4 protein-coding genes are annotated in these 6,603 nt (G+C 70.3%); 3 read left to right on the forward strand and 1 reads right to left on the reverse strand.

Features of this window, described 5'->3' with window-relative positions:
- Nucleotides 1–17: 17 nt before the first annotated feature.
- On the forward strand, nucleotides 18–788 hold the full coding sequence (locus IE226_RS41620; protein WP_190086730.1) for an SDR family NAD(P)-dependent oxidoreductase: 771 nt from the start codon (nucleotides 18–20) through the stop codon (nucleotides 786–788).
- Nucleotides 789–852: 64 nt separating this feature from the next.
- Here the strand turns inward: IE226_RS41620 and IE226_RS41625 are convergent, their stop codons facing one another.
- Nucleotides 853–2,010: an acyl-CoA dehydrogenase family protein gene (locus IE226_RS41625; RefSeq protein ID WP_190086731.1), complete on the reverse strand. Its 1,158-nt coding sequence runs from the start codon at nucleotides 2,008–2,010 to the stop codon at nucleotides 853–855.
- 240 nt (nucleotides 2,011–2,250) lie between these two features.
- Between IE226_RS41625 and IE226_RS41630 the strand changes: the two genes are divergently transcribed.
- Both IE226_RS41630 and IE226_RS41635 read left to right on the forward strand, forming a co-directional pair.
- The gene (locus tag IE226_RS41630) at nucleotides 2,251–3,285 is read left to right on the forward strand and encodes a ketoacyl-ACP synthase III family protein (RefSeq protein ID WP_190086732.1); all 1,035 of its coding nucleotides are present in this window, start codon (nucleotides 2,251–2,253) and stop codon (nucleotides 3,283–3,285) included.
- Nucleotides 3,286–3,483: 198 nt separating this feature from the next.
- Nucleotides 3,484–6,603 (forward strand): beta-ketoacyl synthase N-terminal-like domain-containing protein (locus tag IE226_RS41635; RefSeq protein ID WP_190086733.1); only part of this gene is annotated, 3,120 nt, incomplete at its 3' end.

A 6,603-nucleotide genomic window follows, 5' to 3' on the forward strand; every position in this document is an offset into this window, starting at 1 on the left:
GATAGGGGAAATTGAGCATGGATCTGGAGTACGCAGGCAAGTCGGTCGTGGTCACCGCGGCCGGCCGGGGCATCGGAGCGGCGACCGCGCGCACGTTTCTGGCGGAGGGCGCGCGCGTCCTGGGCGCGGACCTGAACGTGTCCCCGGAGCTCAAGGAGAGCGGCGCGCTCACCTTCGAAGGCGACCTGACGACCGAAGAGGGCGCCAAGCTGCTCGCCCAGCGGGCGGCCGAGGAGTTCCCGGACGGCGTCGACGTCCTGGTCAACGGCGTCGGCGGCCTTGCCGGCATGCCGATCACTGGCCTCGACGGGCTCACCGAGGAGGTCTGGCAGCGCGGCTTCGACCTCAACCTGAACTCGGCGGTCCGGGTGACCCGTGAACTGCTGCCCCAGCTGCGGGAGTCCGTGGTCACCATCGCTTCCAGCGTCGGCCGCTGGCCGAGCCAGGGACCGTACTTCTACGCGTCGTCGAAGGCGGCTCTGCGGGCGTGGTCCAAGAGCCTCGCGGACGACCTCGGCCCGCGGGGGATCCGCGTCAACTCGGTGTCCCCCGGCCTGATCACGACGCCGCTGTGGGACGAGTACGGGCCCCGGCTGAGCAAGGAGTGGGGCGTCGAGTCGTTCGAGCAGTTCGCGGAGGAGTTCCCGGCCATGGCTCACGTCACGTCCGGCCGATGGGGCACGCCGCAGGAGGTCGCCAACCTGATCGTCTTCCTGGGCTCCCCCGCGGCCTCGTACATCACCGGGGCCGACTACCTCATCGACGGCGGCATGGAGAAGGTTCTCTGAGCTCGTAACAACCAGACATGGCGAAGGCGGGCTGCGATCGCAGCCCGCCTTCGCCACGCGGTTCTCATGTGCGGCGCGACACCGGTATCACGTAGCGGCTGAAGAGGAGTTCGCGCAGGACGTCGTCGCCGCCCTCGACGATCGACACGTAGCGCATGTCCCTGAGCAGTTTGCCGATCGGGAGTTCGTTCGTGTAGCCGAGTCCGCCGAACATCTCGGAGCCGGCGCTCGCGATGCTCCAGCCCGCCTGGCCGCAGAAGAGCTTCGCGGTGAGGGCGGACTTCAGCGTTCCCTTCCGGGAGAAGACCTTGGCGGCGTCGGGGCCCGCCATGATCTCGTCGTACTCGCGGGCGGCCTTCAGGCAGTGGCTCTTCATGACGTCGATCTGCATCTCCATCTGTCCCAGCTTCTGCGCGAGGACCGGGCTTTCCAGGAGAGTGCCGCCGCGGAACTGCTTCTCCTTCGCGTACGTCATGCAGTGGTCCCGTATCCGCCTCGCGATGCCGATCGCGCTCGCCGCGATGAGGGTCCGGCTCGCGTTGAGCCCGGTCTCCAGGACCCGCAGGCCGGAGCCGGACAACTGGTTGGCGGCGGGCACCCGGCAGTTGTCGAGCTTCACCGAGTACGTGTACGAGGCGCGCAGCCCGATGACGTCCCAGCGCTTGACGATCTCGACCCCCGGCGCGTCCCCCGGGACGACGACCGCGAGGTACTCGTCCGGGTCGTCGGCGGCCTTGGCGATGACGAGCAGGAAGTCGGCGAACTCCGCGTTGGTGGCGAAGAACTTCTCGCCGGTCAGGACGAGATCGTTCCCGGACCGGGCGGCGACCGTCCCGATCCTGTTCAGCTCGCTGCCGGCCTCGCGTTCGCTGCCGAGCGCGGCGCAGGACGTGCCGCCGGCCGCCATGGGCTTCAGATAGCGGTCCTTGAGGTCGTCCGATCCGTAGAGCCGGACCACCGAGCTGCCGAGGATCGACACGAGCAGCGTGAAGGCCACGCCGGCATCGCCGTACGCGATCTCGTTGACGATCTCGACGCCGTCCTCCAGGGAGAACCCGCGGCCCCCGGACTCCTCGGGCAGCCACCAGTTGGCGAGTCCCGTCGCACGGAAGTCCTCGTACAGCTGCAGGGGTTTCTCCGACAGGGAGTCCAACCGCGTGTCGTCACCGCCCAGTTTGTTATTGACGAACTGTCGAAGAATCTCCAGGTCTTGAGGTTCCATTGCAGCAATTTAACGCCGGTCACCCACCGTCCGGGCACCCTTGCGGAACACCCGCCGATTACCGCTCGATTACCGGTCGGAGAGCAGCCGCAGAGCAGCCGGAGAGCGTCTTGAGAGCAGCCTTCACCATTTATCCTCCATCCTGATTGCACGTCTTCTTGCCACCATGAAGCGGATATCAGGGCTTGAGATCCAGGCGTAGCGGGAGCAGATCGGCAGCGGAAAGGGAGACACGGCCTTATGAGGTTCGATGACCTGTACATCACCGGAGTCGGCGTCCACATACCCGGCCGGGTCGCGGTCGCGGATGCCGTGGAGCGCGGCGACTTCGACGAGAGGCTCGCACGGCAGACGGACCTGGCCTCCATCGCCGTATCGGACGGTGTGTCGGCGCCGGAGATGGCGGCCGAGGCCGCCCGCACGGCACTGCGGCGCTCCGGCACCGTGCCCCTGGACGTCGACCTGATCCTGCACGCCGACGTCTACTACCAGGGACACGACCTGTGGGCCCCCGTCTCCTACATCCAGCGTGAAGCCGTGGGCAACCGCTGCCCCGCCATCGAGGTGCGCCAGCTCTCCAACGGCGGCATGGCGGCCATGGAACTGGCCGCCGGCATGCTGAGCGGCGGCCTGCGCAACAGCTCGGCCCTGCTGACCACGGGCGACCGGTTCTGCGAGCCGGGCTTCGACCGCTGGGGAGGCGACCCGGGCACGGTGTACGGCGACGCGGGCACGGCGCTCGTCCTCTCCCGCCAGCCCGGCTTCGCGCAGCTGCGCAGCCTGTGCACGGTCTCCGAGCCGGAGTTGGAGGAGATGCACCGGGGCGACGACCCCTTCGGAGCCGAGCCGTTCGAGGTCCGCCAGCCCATGGACCTGGAGGCCACCAAGCAGGCCTTCATCAACAAGGTGGGCGTCTCCTACAGCGTCGCGCGGGTACGGGCGGGCCAGGCGGAGGTGCTCAAGCGGGCGCTCAACGAGGCCGGCTGCGAGCTGTCCGACATCGACTGGTTCGTGCTGCCGCACTTCGGGCGCCGCCGCCTCACGCAGACCTTCCTGCGGCCGTGGAGCCTTGACCCGGCCGCGACCACCTGGTCCTGGGGCAGGACCGTGGGGCACCTCGGCGCGGGCGACCAGTTCGCGAGCCTCGCCTACCTCGCCGAGTCGGGCAGCGCCAAGCCCGGTCAGCGGATCCTCCTGGCGGGCATCGGAGCCGGGTTCACCTGGTCGTGCGCGGTGGTGGAGATGCGGCGGGCGCCGTCGTGGGACAACGCGTAGGCGAACCGGCCGAGAGAGTTCCACGTTCTTCTCACGCGTCTTCCGGCACAAAAGTCCGGGAAAATCTCCGAGGCCGGTAACGGGACGCTCCTCGCGCGCGACAGAACACATTGTTACCGGCGCATGGTTGCTCCTGATTAGGGTTTCCACCGGTGCGGAGCAGTTATTCGGAAAGCCTCATTCCGGTGGGAGAAATCAGTGTTTACAGAACCGTCCGACGGCGAACTTCAGGTGGACAGGATCGCGGTCGTCGGTATGTCGTGCTGGGCGCCGAACGCGGCTGACCCCACGGCCTTCTGGCACCTGGTGAGCACTGAGACCCGTTCGGCGCCGGCGGGCTCCGGGGAGGACGAGGACGCCGGCGGGGCGGACAGGGTCGGTGGGTCGGCCGGGGCCGACGGGGGCGGCGGGGCCAGCGAGGCGGCGGACGCGTTCGACGCCGAGTTCTTCGGGCTTACCGCGAGCGAGGCCGAGGGCCTCGACCCGCGTCGGCGGCTGCTGCTCGAACTGGCCTGGGAAGCGCTGGAGGACGCCGCCATCGTCCCCGCTTCGCTGCGCGGCACCCCGGCCGGGGTGTTCGTGGGGGCGCCGGGTGGTGCGGGGAAGGCCGGTGGTGCGGGGGACGCCGGTGGTGTGGGCGCGGACCAGGATGCGAGCGCGGCCCCGGACACGAGCGCTGCCCGCATCGCCCGCAGCCTGGGGCTCTCCGGGCCGAGCCCGGCCATCGCGCCGGGCCCTTCCTCCTCGTCGGCAGCCCTGCAGCGGGCCTGCGAGAGCCTGCGCGGCGGCGAGATCACCACCGCACTCGTGGCGGGGCCGCTCGTACACCCCTCACCGGACGGCCGTACGCCCGACGCTCTCGGTGGCCGGGGCGCCGCGGTCGTCGTACTCAAGCCCCTGAACCTCGCTCTGGCCGACGGCGACCGCGTGCACGGCGTGATCGCGGACAGCGTCGCAAGCACGGGTAGCGTCGCGAGCGAGGACGAGAGGGGCGGCCGGGGTCCTGCGGTCGACATCACCGGTCTTCTGAAGGCGCTGCTGAGCATGCGCCACCACGGCAGCGGGGATTCTCCTCGTGACGAGAACACGGGCGTCGTCGAAGAGGCTCCGGCGGTCGAAGGGGGTCCGGCGAACGACCAGGCCGCGAACCTCGACCAGGCGGCCGAGCCCCTCGACCGAGCCCAGTCCGCGGGCGGCAGCGCCCCCGCCGTATTCCCGTGGCCGCTGTCGGGCCGTACCCCCTCTGACCTGCGCCGGCAGGCCGCCGCGCTGCTCGCCGGGGTAGAGGACGACCGGGCCGGGAGCCCGCAGGACATCGGCTGGTCACTGGCGAGCGGACGCACCACGTTCTCCCACCGCGCCGTCGCGGTCGGCAGCAGCCGGGAAGAGCTGCTCGCCTCGCTGCGGGAGGTGGCCGACGGACACACCTTCGCCGGACCCGTCACCGACCCGGACCGCACCCGCACCGTCTTCGTCTTCCCCGACGCCTCGGACGGCACCGACAGCTCCCGCCTGGCGCGGTCGGCGGCCGAACTGTGGCAGGCATCGCCTGTCTTCGCGGCCCGCATGGCCGAATGCGCCGACGCGATGGCCGAGTTCGCCGACTGGAGCCTCGCCGAGGTGATCCTGGGCGCCGGGAGCCGAGGCGCCGAAGGCCTCCCGTCGGCCGACTCCGACTCCGACTCTGACTCCGACTCTCCCGAGGTCGCCCGGGCCGTGCGCTTCGCGCACACCGTGGCACTCGCCGAGGTGTGGCGCTCGTACGGTGTCGTCCCCCACCGGATCGTGGCGGAGACCGGCGGAGCGGTGGCCGCCGCCTGCGTCGCGGGTTCGCTCTCGCTGCGCGACGCGGTGCGCGCCGTCACCTCCGCGTCACGGCTCCCTGTGCACCTGTCGCCCGACGACGGCTCCATACCCTGCCACCTCGTGTCCGGAGACGGCCTCCAAGACGCCGTTCGTGCGGTCCTGGACAACGGCAGCACCGTCTTCGTGGAGATCTCGCACCATCCGGCGCTTGCCGGTGAACTGATGCGCGCCGCGGCGGACATGGACCGCTCGTGCGCCGTCATCGGTTCCCTGCGCAACGACGAGCCCGCCTTGCGCAGGCTGACGACCTCACTGGCACAGGCGTACGTGAAGGGCGTGGCCGTCGACTGGCGGCACGCCTTCGACGGCGGCGACGCGCGGCGCGTGGACCTGCCGGTCTACGCCTTCGCGCGCAGGTGGCGCGAGGAACGGACGCCGCCGCGCCGGCGTCCGGAGCCACCGGTCCAGCGGGAGGGCACAGGCACCCAGCGGGACAGCAAGGAACTGATACGGCTCGTCCTCGCCACCGCCACCGCTGTCCTGGACGACGAGCAACTCGGCCTCGCCGAAAAGAACTTGTCGTTCAAGGACCTCGGTTTCGACTCGCAGTCCGCCCTGGCCGTGACCCACCAGCTCGCCGAGGCGACCGGCCTTCAGCTGCCCGCCACCCTGCTGTTCGACCACCCCACCCCGGAGGCGGTGGCGGGCTATCTGGAGGACCTGCGCAACGGAGTCACCAGAAAGCCGAGCGACACTCCGGCCAAGGCGGGTCCGGCGACCCCCCGCCGGACCCGCCAGGACGAACCGATCGCCATCATCGGCATGGCGTGCAGGTATCCCGGCGGAGTCACCTCGCCCGAGGACCTGTGGCAGCTCGTGGCCGAGGGACGCGACGTCATCTCGCCCTTCCCCACCAACCGCGGCTGGAGCGAAGACCTCTACGACCCGGACCCGGCGAGCTCCGGGCGCAGCTACACGCAGAGCGGCGGTTTCCTGCACGACGTAGGCGACTTCGACGCCGCGTTCTTCGGGATCTCGCCCCGGGACGCCCTGGCGATGGACCCGCAGCAGCGGCTGATGCTCGAGACATCCTGGGAGGCCATCGAACGCGCGAAGCTCGACCCGCGCACCCTCCACGGAACTCCCACCGGCGTCTTCATCGGTGCCATGGCCCCCGACTACGGCCCCCGTATGCACGAGGCCACGCAGGACATCGAAGGACATGTACTGACCGGCAGCACGGCAAGCATCATCTCCGGACGCATCTCCTACCAACTCGGCCTGACCGGGCCCGCGCTCACCATCGACACGGCCTGCTCCTCATCCCTCGTGGCACTGCACACGGCCATGCGTTCCCTGCGTGCGCAGGAGTCCGGCCTGGCGCTGGCGGGCGGCGTGACCGTCATGGCGACGCCCGGCATGTTCGTGGAGTTCTCGCGGCAGCGGGGGCTGGCCACCGACGGCCGCTGCAAGTCCTTCGCCGCCGCCGCGGACGGCACCGGCTGGGCCGAA

Source organism: Streptomyces longisporoflavus, from assembly GCF_014649775.1.
Classification (GTDB): Bacteria; Actinomycetota; Actinomycetes; order Streptomycetales; family Streptomycetaceae; genus Streptomyces; species Streptomyces longisporoflavus.